Annotated in this window: 17 protein-coding genes and 6 pseudogenes; 16 read left to right on the forward strand and 7 right to left on the reverse strand. The window is 71.3% G+C overall.

Annotated elements, in window-relative coordinates:
* Positions 1-230 precede the first annotated feature (230 nt).
* Together FVA80_RS31560 and FVA80_RS23340 are read right to left on the reverse strand one after the other, a co-directional pair.
* Positions 231-1,172, reverse strand: a pseudogene (locus tag FVA80_RS31560) (efflux RND transporter periplasmic adaptor subunit); the annotation flags it as partial.
* A 452-nt stretch (positions 1,173-1,624) separates the two neighbouring features.
* Entirely contained in the window at positions 1,625-1,804 is a 180-nt protein-coding gene (locus FVA80_RS23340) for a hypothetical protein (RefSeq protein WP_147909981.1), read from the reverse strand.
* Between the two features lie 332 nt (positions 1,805-2,136).
* Between FVA80_RS23340 and FVA80_RS23345 the strand changes: the two genes are divergently transcribed.
* From FVA80_RS23345 to FVA80_RS31585, 10 genes and pseudogenes are all read left to right on the forward strand, one after another.
* Entirely contained in the window at positions 2,137-3,291 is a 1,155-nt protein-coding gene (locus tag FVA80_RS23345) for an aminotransferase (protein WP_147909982.1), read from the forward strand.
* A gap of 81 nt (positions 3,292-3,372) precedes the next feature.
* A complete protein-coding gene (locus tag FVA80_RS23350; RefSeq protein ID WP_147909983.1) occupies positions 3,373-3,876 on the forward strand; it encodes a DUF4112 domain-containing protein in 504 nt (167 codons plus the stop codon).
* Positions 3,877-4,111: 235 nt separating this feature from the next.
* Positions 4,112-5,326 (forward strand): ABC transporter permease, encoded by a 1,215-nt coding sequence (locus tag FVA80_RS23355; protein ID WP_147909984.1) that lies wholly within the window; start codon positions 4,112-4,114, stop codon positions 5,324-5,326.
* A 400-nt stretch (positions 5,327-5,726) separates the two neighbouring features.
* Positions 5,727-6,284, forward strand: a complete 558-nt coding sequence (locus tag FVA80_RS23360) for a MucR family transcriptional regulator (RefSeq protein WP_147909985.1) — start codon at positions 5,727-5,729, stop codon at positions 6,282-6,284.
* A 305-nt stretch (positions 6,285-6,589) separates the two neighbouring features.
* Positions 6,590-7,726: pseudogene (locus tag FVA80_RS31565) on the forward strand (diguanylate cyclase); the annotation flags it as partial.
* 116 nt (positions 7,727-7,842) lie between these two features.
* A pseudogene (locus FVA80_RS32035) lies at positions 7,843-7,914 on the forward strand (hypothetical protein); the annotation flags it as partial.
* A gap of 108 nt (positions 7,915-8,022) precedes the next feature.
* Positions 8,023-8,838, forward strand: a complete 816-nt coding sequence (locus tag FVA80_RS31570) for an EAL domain-containing protein (protein WP_246692454.1) — start codon at positions 8,023-8,025, stop codon at positions 8,836-8,838.
* Positions 8,839-9,008: 170 nt separating this feature from the next.
* The gene (locus FVA80_RS31575) at positions 9,009-10,178 is read left to right on the forward strand and encodes a cache domain-containing protein (protein ID WP_246692100.1); all 1,170 of its coding nucleotides are present in this window, start codon (positions 9,009-9,011) and stop codon (positions 10,176-10,178) included.
* Between the two features lie 165 nt (positions 10,179-10,343).
* A pseudogene (locus tag FVA80_RS32040) lies at positions 10,344-10,676 on the forward strand (diguanylate cyclase); the annotation flags it as partial.
* A gap of 16 nt (positions 10,677-10,692) precedes the next feature.
* Complete coding sequence (locus tag FVA80_RS31585; protein ID WP_281408671.1) at positions 10,693-11,739, forward strand: GGDEF domain-containing phosphodiesterase; 1,047 nt, start codon at positions 10,693-10,695, stop codon at positions 11,737-11,739.
* A gap of 159 nt (positions 11,740-11,898) precedes the next feature.
* Here the strand turns inward: FVA80_RS31585 and FVA80_RS23375 are convergent, their stop codons facing one another.
* Positions 11,899-13,341: an FAD-linked oxidase C-terminal domain-containing protein gene (locus FVA80_RS23375; protein WP_147909988.1), complete on the reverse strand. Its 1,443-nt coding sequence runs from the start codon at positions 13,339-13,341 to the stop codon at positions 11,899-11,901.
* Between the two features lie 199 nt (positions 13,342-13,540).
* Here FVA80_RS23375 and FVA80_RS23380 point away from each other — a divergent pair, with 199 nt between their 5' ends.
* Entirely contained in the window at positions 13,541-14,566 is a 1,026-nt protein-coding gene (locus tag FVA80_RS23380; protein WP_147909989.1) for a KpsF/GutQ family sugar-phosphate isomerase, read from the forward strand.
* A gap of 95 nt (positions 14,567-14,661) precedes the next feature.
* On the opposite strand, the gene FVA80_RS23385 is transcribed toward FVA80_RS23380, so the two are convergent.
* The 3 genes from FVA80_RS23385 to FVA80_RS23395 all read right to left on the reverse strand — a co-directional run bounded on the left by FVA80_RS23385 (position 14,662) and on the right by FVA80_RS23395 (position 17,318).
* A complete protein-coding gene (locus FVA80_RS23385) occupies positions 14,662-15,465 on the reverse strand; it encodes an SHOCT domain-containing protein (protein ID WP_147909990.1) in 804 nt (267 codons plus the stop codon).
* A gap of 103 nt (positions 15,466-15,568) precedes the next feature.
* Complete coding sequence (locus FVA80_RS23390; protein ID WP_147909991.1) at positions 15,569-16,168, reverse strand: nitroreductase family protein; 600 nt, start codon at positions 16,166-16,168, stop codon at positions 15,569-15,571.
* Between the two features lie 82 nt (positions 16,169-16,250).
* On the reverse strand, positions 16,251-17,318 hold the full coding sequence (locus tag FVA80_RS23395) for a GSCFA domain-containing protein (RefSeq protein WP_147909992.1): 1,068 nt from the start codon (positions 17,316-17,318) through the stop codon (positions 16,251-16,253).
* Positions 17,319-17,391: 73 nt separating this feature from the next.
* On the opposite strand from FVA80_RS23395, the gene FVA80_RS23400 reads away from it, so the two are divergent.
* The gene (locus FVA80_RS23400; protein ID WP_246692101.1) at positions 17,392-18,426 is read left to right on the forward strand and encodes a WcbI family polysaccharide biosynthesis putative acetyltransferase; all 1,035 of its coding nucleotides are present in this window, start codon (positions 17,392-17,394) and stop codon (positions 18,424-18,426) included.
* 11 nt (positions 18,427-18,437) lie between these two features.
* On the opposite strand, the gene FVA80_RS23405 is transcribed toward FVA80_RS23400, so the two are convergent.
* Complete coding sequence (locus FVA80_RS23405; RefSeq protein WP_147909993.1) at positions 18,438-18,830, reverse strand: response regulator; 393 nt, start codon at positions 18,828-18,830, stop codon at positions 18,438-18,440.
* A 424-nt stretch (positions 18,831-19,254) separates the two neighbouring features.
* Here FVA80_RS23405 and pal point away from each other — a divergent pair, with 424 nt between their 5' ends.
* The 4 genes and pseudogenes from pal to ftsH all read left to right on the forward strand — a co-directional run bounded on the left by pal (position 19,255) and on the right by ftsH (position 24,112).
* Positions 19,255-19,749, forward strand: a complete 495-nt coding sequence (gene pal / locus FVA80_RS23410; protein ID WP_147909994.1) for a peptidoglycan-associated lipoprotein Pal — start codon at positions 19,255-19,257, stop codon at positions 19,747-19,749.
* A gap of 170 nt (positions 19,750-19,919) precedes the next feature.
* Positions 19,920-20,926 (forward strand): annotated as a pseudogene (ybgF, locus tag FVA80_RS23415) (tol-pal system protein YbgF).
* Positions 20,927-21,032: 106 nt separating this feature from the next.
* A pseudogene (gene tilS, locus FVA80_RS23420) lies at positions 21,033-22,162 on the forward strand (tRNA lysidine(34) synthetase TilS).
* A gap of 27 nt (positions 22,163-22,189) precedes the next feature.
* Positions 22,190-24,112 carry an ATP-dependent zinc metalloprotease FtsH gene (gene ftsH, locus FVA80_RS23425; RefSeq protein WP_147910788.1) on the forward strand — a complete coding sequence of 641 codons (1,923 nt, stop codon included), beginning with the start codon at positions 22,190-22,192 and terminating at the stop codon, positions 24,110-24,112.
* The last annotated feature ends 264 nt before the right edge of the window (positions 24,113-24,376 follow it).

Here is a 24,376-nt window from a genome sequence, read left to right on the forward strand (position 1 = left end):
GCGCCCTGGCCGGGGCTCACTGCGCCGACCGGCGCCCGTGCCGGCGGCCGCCCCTCCGGCGCTGCCGGAGGGGCGGCCTCGGCCGCCCCGCCCGGTCCGGCGGCCGGCTTTCCGCCGGGCTTGTCGCCCGCCCCGGTGACCGCGCCGGTCGCGCCCGCCGCCTGCGCGCCGTCCGTGATCCGGACCTCGGCGCCGTCCTTGAGCCGGTCGGTGCCGTCGGTGACGATCCGGTCGCCCGGCTTCAGGCCCGAGACCACGACGGTGTTGGTCCCGTCGGTCTCTCCGGTCTTGATCGGCCGGACCGTGACCTTGCTGTCCCCATCCATCAGGTAGACGTAGGTGCCGGGCGTGCCCTGCAGCAGGCCGGAATTCGGCACCAGCGTCGCGGCCCGCACCGTGTCGACGGTGAGCTTGGCGTTGACGAACTGGTTCGGGAACAGCTCCTCGTCGGCGTTGTCGAACTGCGCCCGCAGCTTCACCGTGCCGGTGGTCGTGTCGATCTGGTTGTCGACGGTGTCGAGGGTGCCGATCGCGATCTGGTGGGCGTCGCCCCGGTCGTAGGCACGCACCGCGAGCTTGGCTCCCGCCCGCACCTGGCGCATCACCCGGGCCACGTCGTCCTCCGGCAGGGTGAAGATCACCGAGATCGGGTGGAGCTGGGTCACCACCACGATCGCCGTGGAGGCGGCCGAGATGTAGTTGCCCTGATCGACCTGCCGCAGGCCGACCCGCCCGTCCACCGGCGCGGTGATGTGGGTGTAGGCGATGTTGAGCTTCTGCTGGTCGACCAGCGCCTGGTCGGCCGCCACGGTGCCCTCGTTCTGCTTGACCAGGGCGGCTTGCGTGTCGACGTTCTGCTTCGAGATCGAATCCTGCCGGTTCAGCGTCTGGTAGCGCTGCAGGTCGAGCTTCGAGTTCTGCAGCAGCGCCTGGTCGCGGGCGAGCTGGCCCTGATACTGGGCGAGCAGCGCCTCGTAGGGCCGGGAATCGACCAGGGCGAGCTCGTCGCCAGCCTTGACGGTCTGGCCCTCGCGGAACTTCACCGCCATCAGGTAGCCGCTGATCTGCGACTTCACCGTCACGGTGGCGAGCGGCGTCACGGTGCCGAGGCCCTGGAGCACCACCGGCATGTCGCCGGTCGTCACGGGGGCGACGCCCACCGCCTGCGCCATGTCGCCGCCGCCATGCCGCCCGCCGCGGCCGCCGCCCTTGTGGGGCGTGGCCGGCTCGGCGGCCTTCGGTGCGCGCCCTCGTACCAGCGGTAGCCGATCGCCCCCCGCGCCCGCCAGCAGGGCCAGGATCACGAGCCAGCGGATCGGCCGGAAGCGCCGCGTGCGGACGTCGCGCGCCGGCGCCCGGGCCCGGCTGGTAGGCGCGCGCCGTGTCGGTGCGGATCGGTGAACTCTCGTTCATGCCTGACTAGAGCACATGCCGGACGCCTGCGCGACCGACGGCACCCTATCCCTCGCTGTGCACGCCCCCATGGCGCATGTTCCGGCCGCCCACGCTTCGGCGGCCCGGACGGTGGCATCGGCCTACGCGGCTATCCAGGCCGGACGGTGTCCGGCGGCTGCGGCATATTCCATCGCCGGGGCCTATCGGATGCCCGGCCAATGTGCCGTCACTAGGGCGCGGAGGTTTCAGCCGTGTTGCTGGGCGCCGCGGCGGACGGGTCCGGCGCCGCATAGGCCTTCAGCACCGCGCGGAACGGCGCGTCCACGGGCGCCACCGGCAGGCCGAGCCGGAGGACGAGGCCCAGGCCGGCGATCAGCAGGGCGAGGCGTAGGGCGTGCGTCGTCCGCATGGTCGCATCCGGTGGGCCCGGCACGCTACCAGATCGCGCGACCGATCACATGCCGAAAGGGCCACCGATCCGGAGATCGATGGCCCTCGAAGAGGACCGGAGCGGCGTCTCGCTGACGGAGCGAGGGGGCAAAGCCCCGCCGGCGAGAGCGCCGCTCCAGCCGTGAGACGAACCTACGTTACGACTGATGAATGTCAACATTCGTCAGCCCCGCCGTTCGCCCGGATGGATGGGTCTGTGCGGGTGCGCACATTCCGCACGCTGCCGACCCCATGCTACATCCCGCCGATGTCCAGCCTGTCTGCTGCGCCCCAAGCGGCGTCCCGCACCGCATGAATCCGGTCTTTGCCGCCCTGCCGACCACGGTGTTCGAGACCATGTCGCGGCTCGCCCGGGCCCACGACGCGGTCAATCTCGGGCAGGGCTTCCCGGACGATCCCGGCCCCGCGGACGTGCGCGAGCACGGCGCCCGGGCGCTCCTCGACGGCTGGAACCAGTATCCGCCGATGATGGGAGTGCCGGCTCTGCGCGAGGCCGTGGCCGCGCATTACGCCCGGCACCAGGACCTCGCCCTCGACCCCGAGACCGAGGTGATGGTGACCTCCGGGGCGACCGAGGCGCTCGCCGGGGCCCTGCTGGCGCTGATCGAGCCCGGCGACGAGGTCGTGCTGTTCGCGCCGATGTACGACGCCTACCTGCCGCTGGTGCAGCGGGCGGGCGGCGTTCCGCGGATCGTGGCCCTGCAGCCGCCGGCCTTCCGGCTCGACGAGGCGGCGCTGGCCGCCGCGTTCGGCCCGCGCACGAAGGTTGTGGTGCTCAATAATCCGCTGAACCCCAGCGCGACCCTGTTCGACCCGGACGACCTGGCGCTGCTCGCCCGGTACTGCACGCGGTTCGACGTCACCGCGCTCTGCGACGAGGTCTGGGAGCACGTGGTCTTCGACGGCGCCCGCCACCGGCCGCTGATGGCGCTGCCCGGGATGCGCGAGCGGACGGTCAAGATCGGCTCGGCGGGAAAGATCTTCTCGCTCACCGGCTGGAAGGTCGGCTTCGTGATGGCCGATGCCCGGCTGATGCCGGTCCTGGCCAAGGCGCACCAGTTCCTCACCTTCACCACGCCCCCCAACCTGCAGGAGGCGGTGGCGTACGGCCTCGGCAAGCCCGAGCCGTGGTTCGAGGCCATGCGGGCCGGCTACGCGGCCTCCCGCGACCGGCTGGCCTCCGGTTTGCGCGACCTCGGCTTCCGGGTCCTGCCGGCGCAGGCCACATGGTTCCTCAACATCGACATCACCGGGCTCGGCTACGCCGACGACGTCGCCTTCTGCGAGGCTCTGGTCACCCGCCACGGCGTCGCCGCGATCCCGGTGAGCGCGTTCTACCCGGACGGCTCGGTGCGCAGCCTCGTGCGCCTGTGCTTCGCCAAGGCCGACGCCACCCTGGACACCGCCCTCGCGCGGATGCGCGGCGTGGCCGGGGGTGCGGCATGATGGTCGCAGGCGCTTTGCTTGCGGGGATCCCCCGGGGGGGCCACCTCGTTGACGGTGATGGCTCTCCGACGGATCCCCACGATGGATTTCTCCCAGGCTTCCCGGACCGGCCCCTCCGCCGGCGCCAAGACCTTTCCCGGCAGCACCTTTCCCGGCAGCGCGTCGTCGCGCCTGCCGCCGTTCCTGTCGGCCGATCTCGACCGAGAGGCCAGCCTCGCCCGGCTGGAGACGCTGGCGCATTTCATGGACACGGCCTTCGTGATCCCGGGGATCAACCGGCGGGTCGGGTTCGACGCGTTGATCGGGCTCGTGCCAGTGATCGGCGACGTGGCCGGCATGGTGATCTCCTCGTTCATCGTCTACGAGGCCAAGCGCCTGGGCGCCCCCCGCTGGCTGGTGGCCCGGATGGGGCTGAACGTCGCCTTCGACGGTCTGCTCGGCGTCGTCCCCCTGGCGGGCGACCTGTTCGACGCCGCCTTCAAGGCCAACCGCCGCAATGTCCGCCTGCTGCGCCGCTGGATGGAGCGGTCCGGCGGCGTCCGCCCGAACGAGATCGAGGGCACCGCGACCCGCCTCGACGCCTGAGTGGTATCCGGGGTTTACGAGGGTCGAAGGGTCGTAGCCCCCGTTCCGTGACCGTCTCGCTGTCCGATCTGCGGTTTTTCCGCGTCGGCTCGTTCCGGCTGCGCCGTGCCCCCTCGCCCGCACGGGGGACGAGACCGGCGCCTTGCCCGGTCTCGTCTGGATCCGGCACCTTGCTCTGCCACAGCAAGGCTCTTCCGGTCCTCAAGAATCTTCTGGTTCCACAGGGTCCGCGGCCATGAACGAGACCGCGCGCGCCGGTGAGAGCGAGGTCGTCACGGTGCCGTTGCCGGGCGCCCAGCCGACCGTCCTGCGGCCCGATGAGGCCGTTCCCGCGCCGGCCCCTGTTTCGAGCGGGCGCGGCTGGCTGTCGCCGCTCAACCGGCGCCGGCTCGACACCTTCCGCCGCAACCGCCTCGGTTCCTGGTCGTTCCTGATCTTCGCGGCGCTGTTCGTCCTCAGCCTGTTCGCCGAGTTCATCGCCAACGACCGCCCGATCGTCCTGTCCTACAAGGGCGAGTGGCTGGTCCCGGTGCTGGTGGACTACCCCGAGGAGACGTTCGGCGGCTTCCTGGCGGTCACGGATTTCCGGTCGCCCGAGATCCGCAAGGAGATCGCCGAGCACGGCTGGGCGCTCTGGCCGCCGATCCGGTTCTCCTACGACACGATCAACGAGGATTTGCCGACACCCTCGCCGTCGCCGCCGACCTGGATGCTCTCGGACGCCCAGTGCAAGCCGGTGGCGGAAAAACTCGGCGGGGCGACCTGCGCCGACATCCCGTGGCACTGGCTCGGCACCGACAACACCACCCGGGACGTGCTGGCGCGGGTGATCTACGGGTTCCGCATCTCGGTGCTGTTCGGGCTGATCCTGGCCGCGGTCTCCTCGGCGATCGGGGTCGTGGCCGGGGCCGTGCAGGGCTATTTCGGCGGCTGGGTCGATCTCGCGTTCCAGCGGTTCATCGAGGTCTGGGGCGGGATACCGACCCTCTACCTGATCATCATCATCTCGGCCTTCATCGCCCCCGGCTTCTTCGTCCTGCTCGGGATCATGCTGCTGTTCTCGTGGGTGGCGCTGGTCAGCGTCGTGCGCGCGGAGTTCCTGCGGGCGCGGAACTTCGAATACGTCCGGGCCGCGCGGGCGCTCGGCCTGTCGAACCTGCGCATCATGACGGTCCACCTGCTGCCCAACGCCATGGTGGCGACGCTGACCTTCCTGCCCTTCATCCTGAACGGCTCGATCACCACGCTGACCTCCCTCGACTTCCTGGGCTTCGGCCTGCCGCCGGGCTCGCCCTCCCTGGGGGAGCTGCTGGCACAGGGTAAGGACAACCTGACCGCGCCGTGGCTCGGTCTCACCGGATTCCTGGTCATCGCCGTGATGCTGAGCCTCCTGGTCTTTGCCGGCGAAGCAGTGCGCGACGCGTTCGACCCCCGCAAGTCCTTCGCCTGAGCCCGGATCCCGCCCTCAACGGTGCCGGAACCCACAGGCGATCGGCGATCCTGCAAAAATATTTTGCGGCGCGGCGGCAAGACCGGTCAACGGCCGGGAAAGTCGCGCCAAGACCCCCCGCGGGAACTGCTGACCTTGGCCGTAACGGTCTCTCCCACCAACGAAAACCTCGCTTCCAGCCAGTGCCAGCATTCGTCGCGCAGGCCAGGATATAGCGCCGCGCAAGTGCCTGGATAATGGCGCCAATGCAACTTCAACCTGTAACCTTGGCCGGCCGATGTAGACCTGAACTTTCAATCGATCACATGGAATTGTATGGATCACCTTGCTTTTTCCTGCGGCTGTCTTAACTCGCAGTAAGCCGCCATTCCCACACACATCCAACTCAAGGAAAGCAAGAATGTCCGAAGAAGCGTCCGCATCCCAAGCGCACTATATCGAACGGACCGTGGACGTCGTTGCGGCCTATGTCGCCAACAATTCCCTGCCCCCGACCGAATTGCCCGCGCTGATCGCGAGCATCCACGAGGCGCTGAATTCGATCGGCTCCGGGCCTTCCACCGCGGCGGAAGACACTGTCGAGCGGCCGACCCCGGCGCAGGTCCGCAAGTCGATCCGCCCGGATGGTCTCGTCAGCTTCATCGACGGCAAGTCGTACAAGACCCTGAAGCGCCACCTGACCAAGCACGGCCTCGATCCGCAGGGCTACCGCGAGCGGTACGGCCTGCCGGCGGATTACCCGACCACCTCGGCGAACTACTCGGCGCAGCGCTCGGCGCTGGCCAAGAGCCTCGGTCTCGGCCAACCCGGCCGCACCCAGCCATCCGAGAAGGAGCCGGACGTCGAGTCTGCCGCGGCGCCCGCGCCGGCCCGCGGCGGCCGCCGCAAGGCCGAGAAGGCCGAGTCCGCCCCCGCCAAGGGCCGCAGCACCAGCCGCAAGTCCGTCGAGGCCGCCTGAGCGCCAGCCCCGGTCTCCCTCCGCGCCGCTCGGCGCAGAGGGAGGCTTTCGCGCAGCCGGCCCGCAGCAATCGGACCGGAAACAAACCGGATCGCCGCGCCACGGGCCGGCCGGATACTGGCTCTCGACCGGAGACGGCCGGGAGCCGTGTCATGGATACCAGCATGCGGCCCTGCTTCTACGGCCGGGCTGGTGATCACCGTAGATCGACAACCGCTGATTTAAACCTACGATAAGATTCGCTGTTTACAGTCGTGTCCTGCAGCGCCCATGAGGGTCGAGCTGAAGGGCCGGGAGCGAAATCGGTGTCGGCAGCGACCACGTCGGACTGCGTCCTGGCCGAGCAGGAGACCCTGCGTCTTCACGCCCTGGGCACGTTCCAGATCGCTGGGACCGCCCCCGAGGAGCGGTTCGACGCCATCGCCCAGCTGGCGGCACGGCTGTTCCGCGCGCCGATCGCCTACGTCTCGCTGATCGATCAGCACCATCAATGGATCAAGGCGCAAGTCGGTCTCGATCAGGTGGGCCTCGATCAGGTCGGTCTCGATCCCGCGCCGACGGCCCGCGGCGCCTCGTTCTGCACCCACACGATCCGGTCCGACGATCTCCTGGTCATCCCGGATACGCGGCGCGATCCGCGCTTCTCCGACAATCCCCTCGCCGTGGGACCGCCCTTCGTCCGCTTCTACGCCGGCGCCCCGCTGATCACCGCGGACGGCTTCCGGCTGGGGGCGCTGTGCGTGGCCGATACGGTGCCGCGCCGCCACTTCCCGGCCCGGGACCGCCGGGCGCTCGCCGACCTCGCCGCCCTGGTGGTCCAGCAGATGACCCTGCGGCGCAGCGAGCTGGCCCGGGTGTCCATGATGGGCTTCGCCAACGCCACCGAGCTGGCGCTGCTGGCGATCAGCCGCGAGGGCCGGATCCGGTTCGCCAACCAGGCCGCCGCCGCGCTGTTCGGCTACACCCACGACGAGATGCTGGGGGAGCCCTTCGATCTGATCGTGCCCGAGCGCATGCGTGCGGCCCACACGGCCGGATTGAAACGGATCTTCGCGGGCGACGCGGCCAAGGTCGCCGGCCGCACCATCGAGGTGATGGTCCGGCGCAAGGACGGTGCGGAATGCCCGGCCGAGATCGCCCTGTCGGTCTGGCACGACGAGGGCGGGCCGAATCTCGGCGCCATCATCCGGGACATCTCGGAGCGGCGCCGGCGTGAGGCCGGCCTGCTCCGCCTCGCCCACCAGGATGCCCTGACCGGCCTGACCAACCGCCGCCGGTTCGAAACCCTGCTGAACGACCTCTACCGGCGCGGCCAGCCGGCCGCGGTGCTGCTGGTCGATCTCGACGGGTTCAAGGCGATCAACGACAGCCTCGGCCACGCGGTCGGCGATGCGCTCCTGCAGGCGCTCGCGGTGCGGATCCCGGCGGTGCTGCCGCGCCGGGCCGTGATGGCGCGCCTGGGCGGCGACGAGTTCGTGGTGCTGCTGCCCGGCACCGGCGACCCCTGGCGGCGCGCGCCTGCGCCACCGCGGTCCTGGCCGCGCTGGCCGACCCGGTCGTGGTCGAGACGCACGTGCTGCGGGCCGGCGCGAGCATCGGCTTCGCCCTCGCCCCCGAGCACGGCCGCGACGGCGAGGAGCTGCTGGCCAGCGCCGATTTCGCGCTGTACCGGGCCAAGCAGGAGGGCGGCGGCTCCGCCCGGATGTTCGCCTCCGAGATGCGCCATGCCGCGACGGCCTTGCGCAACACCCAGGACGCGCTGCTGCGCGCCCTGCACGGCGACGAGCTGGTGCTGCATTACCAGCCGCAGATCTGCCTCACGAGCGGCCGGCTCGTCGGCGCCGAGGCCCTGCTCCGCTGGCAGCACCCGGAGCGCGGCCTGCTCCTGCCCGGCACGTTCCTCCCGGCCATCAAGATGAGCCCGCTGGCGCTCCCGGTCGGCGCCTGGGTGCTGGATGCCGCCTGCCGGCAGATCGCGGCCTGGCGGGACCAGGGGCTGCCACCGTTCCGGGTCGGGGCGAACCTGTTCTCCGCCCAGTTCAAGACCGGAAACCTCGTCCGCGAGGTCTCCGACGCGCTGGCCCGCCACCGGGTCCCGCCGGAGGCGCTGGAGCTGGAGATCACCGAGCGGGTCGTGCTGCAGAACGACGACCGCACCCTCGGGACGATCCGGGACCTGCGCGCCCTGGGCGTTCGGATCGCGTTCGACGATTTCGGCACCGGCTACGCCTCGCTGAGCAGCCTCAAGCGCTTCCCACTGACGACCCTGAAGATCGATCGCACCTTCGTGAGCGACCTGCTCACCGAGGCCAACGATGCCGCGATCACCCGTGCGATCATCCGGATGAGCAACGACCTCGGCCTCGACACGGTCGCCGAGGGCATCGAGACCGAGGGCCAGGAGGTCGTCCTGCGGGCGCTGGGCTGCAAGGTCGGCCAGGGCTTCCACTACGGACGGGCGATGCCGGCCGCCGCCCTGACGCGCCTCATGGCGGAGCGCCCGGAGACCGGCGCGTGGCTGACGACGGTCCCGGTCCTGCGCGCGGCCGGGTGAGGCGCCCGCTTCCGACTTCCCGCTGCGCGCCCTCCTGTTCGCGGACGCGGGCGGCCATCCATCGAGAAGGATGTATGGCAGGATTGTCCTGTGGTTTACGCTTTCGGCACAACAACTCATTAACGGGGGCAATATAGCCCTGTTATAGAGCGTAGTCCGAGCGTGTTCTGGTGGGTTATAAGTCAATCTTCCCGTTTTTCGCTCGGGCGGCCCGGCATGTGCGCCTGCGGCGGTGGCGGCAGGCCCGCGATCTGCGCGCCTGGACGGCCATCGGCCTCGGGCTGGTGATCACGGCCGCGGCCGCGCTGTTCATCGCCCACCTGGAGACGCGCGCGGTCGACGACAACGAGCGCAGCCTCGGCGGCCTCGCCACGGTCCTGGCCGACCAGGCGGACCGGGCGCTGCAGGCGATCGAGCTCGTCCAGGACGCCGTGCTGGCCGAATTCCGCCAGGCGGGGATCGCCGATGGCGCGCATTATGCCGAGGCGGCGTCCCGTCCCTCCATGCACACGGCGCTGAAGACCTGGATCGCGGCGCTGCCGCAGGCCAACGCCATCACCCTGGTGGACCGGACCGGACAGCTGCTGAACTTCAGCCGCTACTGGCCGATCCCGTCCGTCAACATCGCCGACCGGGACTACTTCAAGGCGCTGTCCGCCGACCCGACCCTGCAGCGCTACGTCGGCCGCCCGGTCCCGAACCGGGGGGACGGCGCCTGGACGATCTACATCGCCCGGAAGGTCGCGGCCCCGGACGGCACGTTCCTGGGCTTGATCCTGGGCGCGGTCGAGCTGAGCTATTTCGAGAGCCTGTACGATCAGATCGCGCCCGCGGACGACGCCGTGGTGTCGTTGTTCCGCAACGACGGCATGCTGCTGGTCCGGCACCCGCACCGCGAGGGGACGATCGGCCGGATCTTCCCCAGCGCCGGCGCATCCCTGATCACCGCCCGGGCCGCGCAGGGCGGCGTCCTGCGAACCGTCAGCCCGATCGACGGCCAGGATCGGCTCATCGCCGCCCACGCCCTGAAGAACTACCCGCTGGTCCTCAGCATCAGCCGCACCGCGGAGGCCTGCCTGGCGGCCGCGCACCAGCAGGCGACCATCGTGGGGGTGGCGGCGTTCCTGCTCGATCTCGGCCTGCTCGCGCTGGTGCTGCTCGGCCGCCGGCAGGCCCGCGCGCAGGATCAGCTCGCCCAGGCCGAGGCGGCCTGGCCTGGCCGAGGCGCGAGCGCGGCGAGCGGGCGCTGCGGCTCCAGGACGCCCGGTTCGGCATCGCCCTCGACAACATGGTCCAGGGCCTGTGCCTGTTCGACCGGGACGACGCCCTCATCGTCATGAACGCCCGCTACGCGCGGATGTACGCGGTCCCGGAGGAGCTGCGCCGGCCCGGGACCGCCCTCCCGGCCCTCCTCGGCCACCTGAGCGACCCGCGCAACGGCCTCGGATCCGCGGCCGCGGGGCGCTGGTGGCGGCCTGCGAGCGCACCGCCGCGCAGGCCACGCGGTGTCGCTGACCTGCGACTTCGCCGACGGCCGGGCGGTCGACGTGGTCCACGCCCCGATCCCCGGCGGCGGCTGGCTCTGCACCCACGAGGACGTCACCGAGCGGCGCCGGAGCGAGGCCCGGGTCGCCCACATGGCCCGGCACGACGCGCTCACGGGCCTTCCGAACCGCCTCGTCCTGAAGGAGCGCATGGACGCGGCCCTGGCCAGCTGCGACGCCCGCGCGCCGGCGACCGTGCTGTGCCTCGACCTCGACGGCTTCAAGGTCGTGAACGACACCTACGGGCATCCGGTCGGCGACGCGCTGCTCTGCGCGGTGGCGGCCCGGTTCGCCGCCACGGTGGCGGTCGGTGACCTCGTGGCCCGGCTCGGCGGCGACGAGTTCGCCATCGTCCCCGGCACGGCGCTCCCTGCCCGCCGACGCCGCGCGCCTGGCACGGCGCCTCGTGGCGGCCCTCGAGACGCCGGTCGCGGTGAACGGCCACACCCTGGTGATCGGCACCAGCATCGGCATCGCCATCGCCGAAGATCCGTCCGGCACCGCCGCCACGCTGCTGCGGCAGGCCGACATCGCCCTGTACCAGGCCAAGGCCGCCGGGCGGGGTACGTGGCGCTTCTTCGACCCGGCCATGGATGTCGAGATCCAGCGCCGCCGGCAACTCGGGGGCGATTTGCGCGGGGCGCTGGCCGGGGGCCAGTTCGTGCTGCACTATCAGCCGATCGTCGGGGCGCACGGCCAGGCCCTGCACGGCTTCGAGGCCCTGCCGCGCTGGCACCATCCCGAGCACGGCGAGGTCGGCCCGGCGGAGTTCATCCCGCTGGCCGAGGAGGTCGGGCTGCTCGGGCCGCTGGGCGCCTGGATCCTCGCCACGGCCTGCCGGGCCGCCGCGTCCTGGCCGGACCCGGTCAAGGTCGCGGTCAACCTGTCCCCGCTGCAATGCGCCGGCCTCGGCCTCGAAGCGGATGTCCGGGCGGCGCTCGCCGACAGCGGGCTCAGGCCGGACCGCCTGGAACTCGAGATCACCGAAGCGGTGCTGCTGCAGGACAACGCCGCGAACCTGTCGCTCCTGCGGGCGTTCCGCGCCGCGGGCGTGCGGATCGCCATGGACGAGTTCGGGACCGGCTATTCGAGCCTCGGCACCCTGCACCGGTTCCCGTTCGACAAGCTCAAGATCGACCCGGGTTTCGTGCGCAGCCTCGCGCGGGACGGCGGCAGCGTCGAGATCCTGCGGGCCATGATCTGGCTCGGACGCGCCCTGAAGATCGACGTCCTGGCCGAGGGCGTCGAGACCCCCGAGCAGGCGCGGATCCTGCGGGAGGAAGGCTGCCAGGAGCTGCAGGGCAATTTGTTCGGCCCGCCCGCCCCGGTGGCCGACCTCGCCGCGATCCTGGCCTGACCGCCGGCAGCCTGCGCCGGCTTCGAGGCCGGGCCGACCCGCGGCGGCGTGGCGGCCTGACCGGGAGGCCGGGGCTCCATCAGGGCTCCGCCCTGACGAGCCGCCCAGGGGCTGAGCCCCTTGGAAGCCCGGGACTGCGCGGGCGCTCTATCAGTGGCTCTAGGCCGCCTTGCTATCCAGGCGTCCGTCCAGGGGGAACACCTTGGCGGGGTTGAGCATCCAGTCGGGGTCGAACACCGCCTTCACCCGCATCTGCTGCTCCAGATCGACCTGCGCGTACTGGAACCGCATCAGGTCGCGCTTCTCGATCCCGACGCCGTGCTCGCCGGTGAGGCAGCCGCCGACCTCGACGCAGAGCTTCAGGATCGCGTCGCCCGCGGCCTCGGCCTTCTGCAATTCGCCCGGCGTGTTGATGTCGAACAGGATCAGCGGGTGCAGGTTGCCGTCGCCCGCGTGGAACACGTTGGCCACCCGCAGGCCGTGGCCGGCGCAGATCGCCCCGATCCGCTCCAGCACCGGGCCGAGCTGGCCGGTTGGGATGGTGCCGTCCATGCAGATGTAGTCCGAGATGCGCCCCGTCGCCCCGAAGGCCGACTTGCGGCCCTTCCAGATCGCGGCGGATTCGGCTTCCGAGCGGGACACCCGCACGCTGGTCGGCCTGAAGTCCTTGGCGATCGCCTCGATGCGCCCCAGCATCGCGTCGCACTCGGCATCCGAGCCTTCGACCTCGATGATCAGCATCGCCTCGGCGTCGCGCGGGTAGCCGGCCTGGGCGAAGTCCTCGGTGATCAGGATCGCCTCGCGGTCCATGTACTCGATCGCCACCGGGATGATGCCGGCCGCGATGATCGCGGCGACGCAATCGCCCGCATCCTCGACCTTCGAGAAGCCGACCAGCACCGGCCGCGCGCCCTCGGCGGCGCGCAGGATCCGCACGGTCGCCTCGGTGACGATGCCGAGCTGCCCCTCCGACCCGCAGATGAGGCCCAGGAGATCGTAGCCGGGGCTGTCGAGGTGCTGGCCGCCCACCTCCACCACGGTGCCGTCGTTGAGCACCAGGGTGACGCCCAGCAGGTTGTTGGTGGTCACGCCGTATTTCAGGCAGTGCGCCCCGCCGGAATTCATCGCGATGTTGCCTGCGATCGTGCAGGCGAGCTGGCTCGACGGGTCGGGGGCGTAGAAGAAGCCCTCGTGGGCGACCGCGCCCGAGATTGCCAGGTTGGTCAGCCCGCTCTGTACCCGGGCGGTGCGGTTCTCGAAATCGAGGTCGAGCACCTGGGTCATCTTGCCGACGCCGAGGATGATCGCGTCGCCCTGCGCGATCGCCCCGCCGGCGAGCGACGTGCCGGCGCCCCGCGGCACCACCCGCACGCCCGCGGCGTGGCAATAGGCCATCACGGCCGCCACCTCCCGCGTGGTCGAGGGCAGCACCACGGCCAGCGGCATCTGCCGGTAGGCGGTGAGCCCGTCGGTCTCGAAGGCCCGGCGCTCGTCCTCGCTCACCACCAGCGCCTCCGGGGCGACCAGGGGCGCGAGGCCCGCCAGGATCTCCCCCCGCCGGGCGAGGATGTTCGGGTCGGGATCGGGGAAGCGGATGGTCATGGGGCTCGGGCCCTTTTTGGCTGGCGTATGCGGAGCATGGACCCGCCGGAGCGGGCCTTCAACCGCCGGGCGGACAGAGAGGGGCGGCATGTCGTCCCGGCGTCACATTTCAACCATGACGGCTCCCTAGCGTCGAAAACCTCGCTTCGCTTCGCCTTCGCGGCGCCGGACCCTGCTCGACGGGTCCAGAACGGAACCGATGACCGCTCCCGCTTCCAGCGCCCTGCGCGACGACCCCTACGACGCGCCCTCGCCGCATCTCGCGGGCACCCGCGATATCGGGATCCGCAGCCTGCAACTGGGCATCGCCGCCCTGCAGGAGACCAGCGCGGCGTTCCAGGGCAGCCTCGGCGTCGCGTTCGAGGAGGCGGTGCAGACCATCCTGCAGAGCAAGGGCCGGGTCATCGTCAGCGGCATCGGCAAGAGCGGGCATATCGGCCGCAAGATCGCCGCGACGCTGGCCTCCACGGGCACCCACGCGTTCTTCGTCCACCCCACCGAGGCGAGCCACGGCGACCTCGGCATGATCGCCCGCGACGACGTGATCATCGCCCTGTCCTGGTCCGGGGAGACCGCGGAGCTCTCCGACCTCGTCGGCTTCAGCCGGCGCTTCTCGATCCCGCTGGTGGCCATCACCCGCAACGGCGCCAGCACGCTGGGCAAGGCCGCCGACGTGCTGCTGGAATTGCCGCGGGTGCGCGAGGCCTGCCCGCACGACCTCGCCCCGACCTCCTCCAGCCTGATCCAGCTGGCGCTCGGCGACGCCCTGGCGGTGGCGCTGCTGGAGCGGCGCGGCTTCACCTCGGCCCGCTTCCACACCCTCCATCCCGGCGGCACGCTGGCGGCCCGCCTCAAGACCGTGCAGCAGGTGATGCACGGCCCCCAAGACATGCCGCTGGTCCACGAGACCGCGCTGATGTCCGAGGTGCTGATCGAGATCGCGGCGCGGCGCTACGGCTGCGTCGGCGTCACGGACGGCGCCGGGCGCCTCGTCGGCATCATCACGGACGGCGACCTGCGCCGCCACATGGGCCCCGAGATCCTCGACACCCCGGTCTCGGCGATCATGACCCGCGAGCCGATCACCGTGGAGCCGCACAAGCTCGCCCAGGCCGCCCTCGAGCTGATGAACCGCCGGCTGATCACCGCGGTCTTCGCGGTGACCGACGGCCGGCCCGTCGGCATCGTGCACGTCCACGACCTGCTGCGCGCCGGCATCGCCTGACCGGGTCGGTATCCGGACGGCTGACAGCCTAGGACACACCCCTCCGCCTCCCTTCAGGAGGAGGGCGCAGGTGGGCGTGTCGGGAGCGCGAAGACTCAGAGCCGCGCCAGCAGTTCCGCCTTCTTGTCCGAGAATTCCGCCGCGCTGAGCACGCCCCGGGCGTGCAGCTCCGCCAGGCGCTCGATCGTGGCCAGCACGTCGCCCGAGGCGGCCGGCACCGGCGCGGGCGCGCTCGGCTGGGCAGGGGGCGCGCTCGGTTGGACAGGCGGCGGTTCGGCCGGATCGACCTGCCGGGGGGCCGCCGTCTCCGCCTCGATGCGGCGCAGGCGGTCGAGGGCGACGACGCCCCGAGGGCCGGTGAAATCGAGGCTGCCGTTCGCCTGCGACACCCCGGAGATGTGGTGCTCGCCGGTATCGTAGAGCGCGATGCCGGTGCCCGATTCGATCGCGAGCCGCCGCGTGTCGGGGAAATAGGCGTAGCGCAGGCCGTCCTGCGCGCCGGTGCTCGCCGGAGCCCCGAGGCCGGCGGGCCACCACTCACCGCCGCCGCGCTGCGACGCAGGCCCGACCTCCGTGAAGCCGCCCGCCGGCAACGCCGCGGCGAGTTCGGTGCAAAGGGCGTCGACCCGGGCCTTGAGGCCGTCGTCGAACATCCGGCCGACCATCACCATGCCGCCGGAAAACCACTGGCCCATCCCGCCGAGGTCGGGATGGTTGAACTGCGCCATCGTGCCGTGCCCGCGCTCCAACGCCTGGACCAGGTGGCGCACCGCATCGAGGCTCACCCCGTGGCGGTCGGCCACGGTCTGGAGGCCGGAGGCATGGTCGAACCCACCCGCGTCGAGGAACGGATCGGGCACGGCGCTGCCGCCGGGCGGGACCGAGGCTTTCGGGTCCATGGGCAGGCTCCGATCGTGGCGGGGCGGGAGAAGGCGGGGCGCGGGCCGGCGCCGTTGCGCTGCCGACACAATCCCTGGTCGTAGACTCCGGTTCCGGACCGCCTCAGGTGCCGGAGGGCGGGAACGCGCCGGCGATGACGAAGTCGGTGATTGGGCGGCGGCCGTTCGGGGCCTCCCGCGGACGCTGCTCCTCGGTGAGGTCGGCCTCCGCGACCTTGCGGCCCACCGCGAAGGCGGCCTCGATCCGGTGGTTCTCGGGCAGGCGCAGCACCTCGGGCGCGCGGACATGGTCGAACCCGACCATGCCGTGGGCGTGCCAGCCCTGGTGGATCGCCTGGAGCTGGAAGGCGAGCGAGGCGGTGCCGGCGTCGAAGGAGTGGCTGTAGGACGGCTTCAGTTCGTCGCCGACCTTCATGAGTCCGTTCGAGACCAGGAACAGGATCGCGCCGGTGCCCGAGACCCATTTCTGGTTGCCGGGCACGAGCAGGCCGAAGAACGTCTCCCAGTTCGCGTCCCCGCGCAGCGCGTAGAGGAAGCGCCACGGCTGCGAATTGTAGGCCGACGGCGACCAGCGCGCCGCCTCGATCATCCGCATCAGCTCGGCTTCGGGCAGCGCCTCGCCCGTGAAGGCGCGGGGCGAGTGCCGCGCCACGAAGACCGGGTCGATCGCGTGGTCGGGCTGGCGGGGCGGGGGCAGGCTCAAGGGGATCGACTCCGGACGGGCGCGAGCGCCCAGGCTGCTGAGCTTGCCCGAAACACCTGCCCGGAGGCAAATCCCCCGCCGCTCACGCCACGCTGCGCTCGATCTCCTCCTCGTCGCAGATCACGCCGGCGTTGCCCTCGAACTCGGCCGCGAGGTCCACGGGGGCGTGGGTCGGGGCCGCGGCGGCGCGGTCGCGCGCGAAGGTCGACAGGAACAGCCGCATGACGTGGCGCACGCCCGCGTCGTTGATGGTGCGCTGGTCCTCGTTGTAGTAGCGCCCGGCATTCACGTTGCTGGTGACGATGTCGTAGGCCGGGAAGTACACCGCCCGCGGATCGCCCCGGCCGACCACCTCGCCGGCCGCCACCCGCAGCACCGACTTGGAGTAGCTGTTCGACTCCATCACGTGCCGGTCCATGTAGGTCGCGATCATCGGCACGGGCGAGACCGTGAAGATCACCCGGGCCTTCGGGTTCACGCTCCAGAGCCGGTCCAGGAAGCCGTTGAGGTCGCCCAGCACCTCGCCGGCGCCGGCGTTGACGCACTCGTAGAGTTCGGGATCGAAGGTGCCGCCTGCGACCCCGGGGGCGAGGGGCAGCGCCGCGCCGTCGCCCCGCCAGCGCCAGCCCTCGGTGAGGCCCAGCGTCAGCACGAACACGTCGAGGGTCTCGAACAGGCGGCGCACCTCGGCCAGATGCGCGTCGCGGGCGGCGACCACCTCGGCCTCGCTGGCGAAACCCGCCGGCTCGACGGTGGGGCGGAACGGGTCGACGTAGCGGCCGTCGTCTCGCAGCCACGCCTTCAGCTCGGGCTCGAACCGGCCATAGGCCCGGTCGAACAGCTGCACGAACTGGCGCGTGTAGTAGAGATTGCCGTAGCGGGCCGAGAAGGTGCCGAACTGGCGGGCATTGGCCTCCTCGGCGCTCATGCCGGGGGGCGGCGGCTCGGTCAGGTAGTAGTTGAAGCCGGCGCCGCGCACCGCCTCGGCCACCCGCTGCGCGAAGCACGAGCCGCCGGTGGCGACCTTGTCGGTCGGCCCGATCGCGAACGTGTCCTTCGGGTGCGGATTGACCGCGAAGGGCGGCACGTTCGTCACGACCTTGCGCCAGAATCGCTCGGCCGGTAGACCCGTATACGGATTCAACGCCATCTTCGAACCCTCTTCTTCACGACGGCAACTGCCCTCGGGGCTGCTGATCCGTCCGCTGACCCCGGCACGCGACGTGGCCCTGAACGATCTGCCCCGGCGCGCCCGCAGCGCGTTGTCCCTGTCGACCCCCAGTTGGGCGCCCACCTGGGCGACACCATGGCGAAACCGCGCGCGCGCCGCCACGACCCGTGACGGGCCGGCCATCGCGGTGCTCGGCAATTGCCAGGCCCGGGGCATCGCGCAGGCGATGCGCCTGCTCGCCCCGCGCAGCCCCGTGCGTTACATACCGATGGGTTACCTCAAGCGCGACCACGGCCATATCGACGGTCTGGTCCGGACGCTCCGCTCCCACGATCACGTCTTCTCGCAGACCTTCCCGGCCGGGCTGATCCCGGGCGGCGACGTCGCCACTCTGCGGGCGGCCGACCCACGGCTCAAGCTGTTCCCGGCGATCATGTTCTCGGCCTTCCACCCGGACATGGTCTATGCCGGCCAGGCCTCGGACCTCGCCGCCCTGAAGCTCGCGCCCTCGCCGACGGGGCAGTACCACTCGGCGATCGCCCTCTGCGCCCACCGGCTCGGCCTCGATGCCGGCCGCACCGCCGGCCTGTTCCGCGAGGCCGTGTTCCGGCGCCTGGGCTACCTCGACCACTGGGACCCGGCCGTGCGCGAGCTGGTCGGGGCCGCCGCCGCCCTGGGCTTCGGCCTGGACCGGGAGGTGACCCGCTGGGCGCGGCGCGGCGCCTTCATGCACCTGATGAACCACCCCAAGGCCTTCGTCATCGGCGATATCGCCCGGCGCCTGCTTCAGGAGAGCGGGTTCACGCCGGAGCCCGTGGAGATCGAGGATTACCTCGGCGACGAGCTGGTCCAGGACGTGGTCTGGCCGCTCTACCCGCCGATTGCCGAGCATTTCGGCCTCATCGGCTCGTACCTGTTCAAGACCAAGCCCCGGGGCGACGACTTCCCGAGGCTTTACGACCTGCCGGGCTTCATCGCGGCGAGCTTTTCCCTCTACGACGCCCTGCCGGCCGGCGACCTCGCGTGCCAGCGGGTCGAGACCTGGCTCGCCACCCCCGAGATCGTCGCGCTGTTCCGGGCCGGGTAACCGGGACGCGTTCAGCCCGCCGCGCAGAGCGGGGCGTCGCTCAGGCCGTCGCCCATCATCCGGACCAGACGGTTGACCGCCTCCACCTGGAACGGCTTGCGCAGGAACAGGCTGCCGGCCACGCCCCGGCCGCCGCTCGCATCGGTCGAGGTGTAGACCACCGGCCGGTCGGCATGGAGCGCCCGGAACGCGTGGGCCACGGTCCAGCCGTCGATCAGGCCGGGCAGGTGGATGTCGGTGAACAGCCAGTCGATCTCGTGGCCCCGCGCCCGCAGGAGCGTCAGCGCCGCCTCCCCGGTGGAGGCCTCGATCACCCGGATGCCCTGCGTCTCGCACAGGCTCGCGATGATCTCGAGGAGCAGGTAGCTGTCCTCAACGATGAGGACGCACTGGGCGGGGCGCATTGGGGGTCCGGGAATCGCGCGGCGTCTTTGGATCGGAATGCGCTCGCGTGTGCCGAACAGGTATCCGCGTCGACGGCGAGCGTTCCATGCGAATCAAGGCCCGACAGGGTTGAGAATGTCTTAAAACGCTCCCGGATGCGGTATCCGGCCCTGTTGCATCGCGGCAACTCGCGGGGCGGAAACGGCTCGGCTTGATCGATCGCCCGGCCCGATCGCCCCGGCGGTGCCGCAATCCGGGCGCGTCAGCATGGCCGTGCGTGCGGCAGCGCACGCCGCCGACCGAAGCGGGCCCGCAGGACGTTGCGCGGCGCCCGCCGGAACCGTCGCTTAACCATCCGCGCCTATCACCGGCGCTCAGGACGACGCGGACCCGCCTCGAAGACCCGCAGCCGGCCTTCGGCCCCGCTCGAGGAGTTGAACGATCATGCCCCAGCGTTTCCGCGCACTCGCCCTCGGCCTCGCGCTCTGCGCCGGCCTCGGACTCGGCGCCTGCAGCAACGACAAGGACCTCGCCGACGCCTCCGCGTTCGGCGCCGGCGCCGCGACCCCGGGCAGCGCACAGGACTTCGTCGTCAATATCGGCGACCGGGTCTTCTTCGAATCGGATTCCACCGATCTGACCCCCACCGCCACCGCGACCCTCGACAAGCAGGCCGCCTGGTTGCAGCGCTACCCGCGCTACACCTTCATCATCGAGGGCCATGCCGACGAGCGCGGCACCCGCGAATACAACTTCTCGCTGGGCGCCCGCCGGGCCCAGGCGGTCAACGACTACATGGCCACCCGGGGCATCGGGGCGAGCCGGATGCGCACGGTCTCGTACGGCAAGGAGCGGCCGGTGGCGGTGTGCAACGACATCTCGTGCTGGTCGCAGAACCGCCGCGCGGTGATCGTGCTCGACCGCGGCGCCGGGGCGTAATCTTCGCAGAGACGGCCAAGAGGTCCGTCCGCCTGCCGATTCTTCACAGAGTCGGCAGGCTTTTCTGCGAAGACAGCGTCGGCCCCGGGTTCGACCGGACCGCGCCGCAGTTTTGCCGCGGAACGGCGCATCTGATAGGGCCTCGCGCTTCCATCGGACCGCAGCCCATCATGCCCGCCCGCCTTCGCACCCGCCTCGCGCTCACCACGATCCTCGGGGCCCTGCTCCTCGGCCATCCGGCCGCCGCGCAGGATGCCTCGGAACTGGTGGTGCGCCTGGGTCGCATCGAGAACCAGTCCCGGATCATGTCCGGGCAGATCGAGACCCTCCAATACGAGAACCGGCAGCTGAAAGAGCAGCTGCGCAAGTTCCAGGAGGATGTCGAGTTTCGCCTGAACGAGGGTAAGGGCGGCGGCAGATCCAGCCCGTCGGCGCCCTCGGCGGCCCCCGCCCCGTCCGGTACGGTCAACGGTGGCAATCCGGGCTCCGGCCGCCCCGGCAAGCGCGGCGACGCCTTCGACCCGTCCCAGGCCCCTGGCGCACCCGGAGCGCCGATGCCGCTCGGCAGCACGCCGGCCTCCCCGCCGCTGCCGGCCCGGGAGGCCGCCGAGGCGGCCCCTGTGCGGCCGCAGGCGGTGCCCCGGGCCGCGATCGACGACGAGGATCCGGACGCCGAGGGCGCCGCCCCGGCTACGACGAGCCCGTGGACCTGCGCCCGCCCGCCCGCACCGGCGCGATCCCGGTCCCGGCGGCCCGCCCCGCCGAGAGCGTGGCCGCCACCCGGACCGGAGATCCGTCCGCCGATTACGAGACCGCGGTCGAGCTCTACCGTTCCAAGCAGTACGAGCAGGCCGAGATGGGCCTGCGCCAGTTCATCCAGTCGCATCCCCGCGACAACCGGGTCGCCAGCGCGACCTACTGGCTCGGCGAGAGCTACCTGGCCCGCGGCCGCAACCGCGAGGCGGCCGAGCAGTTCCTGAAGGTCTCCACCGATTACGCCCGCTCGTCCCAGGCGCCGGACGCGATGCTGAAGCTCGGCGTCACGCTCAACGCGCTGGGCGCCCGCGAGCAGGCCTGCGCGACGCTCGCCGAGCTGGACCGGAAATTCCCCAATGCCGGCTCCGGCGTCCGCCAGGGCGTCGCCCGGGAGCAGAAGCGCGCCCGCTGCGCGGCCTGATCGGGGATCCCAAAGGGCGTGCCCTTTGGCGGAGTTCGGGGGCGGAGCCCACGAGATACCAGGGCTCTGCCCTGGACCCGCAAAAGGTCGGGGACCTTTTGAATCCATGACTGGACCGTCGGACGATCCGGTCCTCCGCGCCCTCGCGCCCTGGCTTGGTCGGCCCGAGCGCGGCGTGCTGCTCGCCGTCTCGGGGGGGCCCGATTCGAGCGCGCTGATGCACGCCGCCGCCGCGCTTGCGGCAACCGTGTGGGTCGCCACCGTCGATCACGGCCTGCGCCCGGATTCAGGCCCGGAAGCCGAGGGCGTCGGCCGGGCGGCCTGGGCGCTCGGCCTGCCGCACGCGGTCCTCGCCTGGGCTGGCTCGAAGCCCGGCACCGGCCTGCAGGATGCGGCCCGGGCTGCCCGCTACCGGCTGCTGGCCGCCCATGCCGAGGCGGTCGGCGCCGGCCTTGTGCTCACCGGCCATACCCGGGACGACCAGGCCGAGACCGTGCTGATGCGGCTTGCCGCGGGCAGCGGACCGGCCGGGCTCGCCGGCATGCGGGCCGAGCGCCCGCTCGCCCCCGGCATCACCCTCGGTCGGCCGTTCCTGGCCCTGCCGAAGGCGACCCTGACGGCGTGGTGCGAGACCCGCGGCATCTCCCATGTCCGTGATCCGGCCAATGCCGATCCGCGCTTCGCCCGCGCCCGCCTGCGCGCCACCTGGGCCGCCCTGGCGGCAGAGGGCCTGAGCCCGGCGCGGCTCGCACGCCTGGCCGAGCGGGCCGCCCGGGACGACGCCGCCCTCCGGGTCATGGCCGCACACGCCCTCGCGGCGGCTGTGCTCCCGGCAAAGAATACCGATGCCGCCGCGATGCGCCTCGACGGCGCCGTGCTGGCGACCCTGCCGGAGGCCACGGCCCTGCGCTGTCTCGACGCCGCCCTCACCCGGGCCGGGGCCGCGCCGCGCCGCCTCGAGCGCCTGGAATCCCTGGTCCTCGGGGCCTGCTGCCGGCCCTGCGCCGCCGGGAGCCGATCCGGCGGACCCTGGCCGGGATCCTGATCGCCGCGGATGCCGCCGGCACGGTCAGCCTGGCGGCCGCGCCGCCTCGCCGGCACAAGACCGCCGATTGACGGATAGATGCTGCCCTCGCCGCAGGGGGGAGCGGCTTACTTGGCAACGCAGCCCCCCCCGCCTACATTGGCGAGGTGTGCACGGATGGACCGGCAAAGCCGCGCGAGGTGTCCGTCTAGGGGGCCGCACGCACCAAGGATCGATCGATGAACCCGAATTTTCGCAACTTTGCCTTGTGGGTCGTCATCTTCCTGCTGGTGCTGGCCCTCGTCACGCTGTTCCAGAACCCGGGTCACCGGGGCGGCGGCAGCGAGATCGCCTATAGCCAGCTCCTCAACGATGCCGATGCCGGCAAGATCCAGTCGGTGGTGATCTCCGGGCAGGACGTGTCCGGCACCTATGTCGGGGGCGGCAACTTCACCAGCTACGCGCCCAACGACCCGAGCCTGGTCTCCAAGCTCCAGGGTAAGGGCGTGACGATCACGGCCCGCCCGCCGTCCGACAACACCCCCTGGTTCATCCAGCTGCTCGTGAGCTGGCTGCCGATCCTCGTCTTCATCGGCGCCTGGATCTTCCTCAGCCGCCAGATGCAGTCCGGCGCCGGCCGCGCCATGGGCTTCGGCAAGTCCAAGGCCAAGCTCCTGAACGAAGCGCACGGCCGCGTGTCGTTCGACGACGTCGCGGGCGTCGAGGAGGCCAAGGAAGACCTCCAAGAGATCGTGGAATTCCTCCGCGACCCGCAAAAGTTCCAGCGGCTCGGCGGCCGGATCCCGCGCGGCGTGCTGCTCGTCGGCCCGCCCGGCACCGGTAAGACGTTGATCGCCCGGGCGGTCGCGGGCGAGGCCAACGTGCCGTTCTTCACCATCTCGGGCTCCGACTTCGTCGAGATGTTCGTGGGTGTCGGTGCCAGCCGCGTGCGCGACATGTTCGAGCAGGCCAAGAAGAACGCGCCCTGCATCATCTTCATCGACGAGATTGACGCGGTCGGCCGCCATCGCGGCGCCGGCCTCGGCGGCGGCAACGACGAGCGCGAGCAGACCCTGAACCAGCTCCTCGTGGAGATGGACGGGTTCGAGGCCAACGAAGGCGTCATCATCATCGCGGCGACCAACCGCCCCGACGTGCTCGACCCGGCGCTGCTGCGCCCGGGCCGGTTCGACCGCCAGATCATGGTGCCGAACCCGGACGTCACCGGCCGCGAGCGCATTCTGCGGGTCCATGTCCGCAAGGTGCCGCTGGCCCCCGATGTCGACCTCAAGGTGATCGCCCGCGGCACCCCCGGCTTCTCGGGTGCCGACCTGATGAACCTCGTCAACGAGTCGGCGCTGCTGGCGGCCCGTCGCGGCAAGCGCATCGTCACGATGCACGAGTTCGAGGACGCCAAGGACAAGGTCATGATGGGCGCCGAGCGGCGCACCCTGGTGATGACCGAGGACGAGAAGCGGCTCACCGCCTATCACGAGGGCGGCCACGCCATCGTGGCGTTCAACGTCCCGGCCACCGATCCGGTGCACAAGGCGACCATCATCCCGCGCGGCCGGGCGCTCGGCATGGTCATGCAGCTGCCCGAGCGCGACAAGCTCTCCATGAGCTTCGAGCAGATGACCTCGCGGCTGGCGATCATGATGGGCGGCCGCATCGCCGAGGAGATGACCTTCGGCCGGGACAAGGTCACGTCGGGCGCCCAGTCGGACATCGAGCAGGCGACCCGTCTCGCCAAGATGATGGTGACCCGCTGGGGCTTCTCGCCTGAGCTCGGCACCGTGGCGTACGGCGAGAATAACGACGAGGTCTTCCTCGGCATGTCGATGGGCCGGCAGCAATCGGTGTCGGAATCGACCGCCCAGAAGATCGACGCCGAAGTCCGCCGCCTGGTCGAGACCGGCCTGGAGGAGGCCCGGCGCATCCTGGCCGAGCACAAGGACGACCTGGAGGCGCTCGCTCAAGGGCTGCTCGAATACGAGACCCTCTCGGGCGACGAGATCCGCAACCTGCTGAAGGGCCAGCCCCCGCTCCGCGACGGCGGCGACGTGCCCCCGACCCCGGCCCGGGGCTCCTCGGTCCCCTCCGCGGGCCGTGGCCGCCCGAAGGAGAGCGACGGTGGCCTGGAGCCGCAGCCGCAGGCCTGATCCCGGTCGACGACGATACGAGAAGGGCGCCGCGAGGCGCCCTTTTTCGTTGGGTTTTCTGCGTCAAGCGGTCTCCGGCCGTGAACGCTGTGGCGCGGGTCCCCTCTCCCGTTAGCGAGAGGGACAGGGTTGAGGGGACGGGTTCTTCCGGAGAGGGCGTATCCTTCACCCCTGCCTCTCTCGCACGGGAGACGGGGCACGTCGCGATCGACGCCGACCGATATGTGAACCCCCCGGATCGCCGCGCAGCGAGGGCGCGTCTCG

The sequence above is a fragment of the Methylobacterium sp. WL1 genome, from assembly GCF_008000895.1.
In the GTDB taxonomy this organism is placed as follows: domain Bacteria; phylum Pseudomonadota; class Alphaproteobacteria; order Rhizobiales; family Beijerinckiaceae; genus Methylobacterium.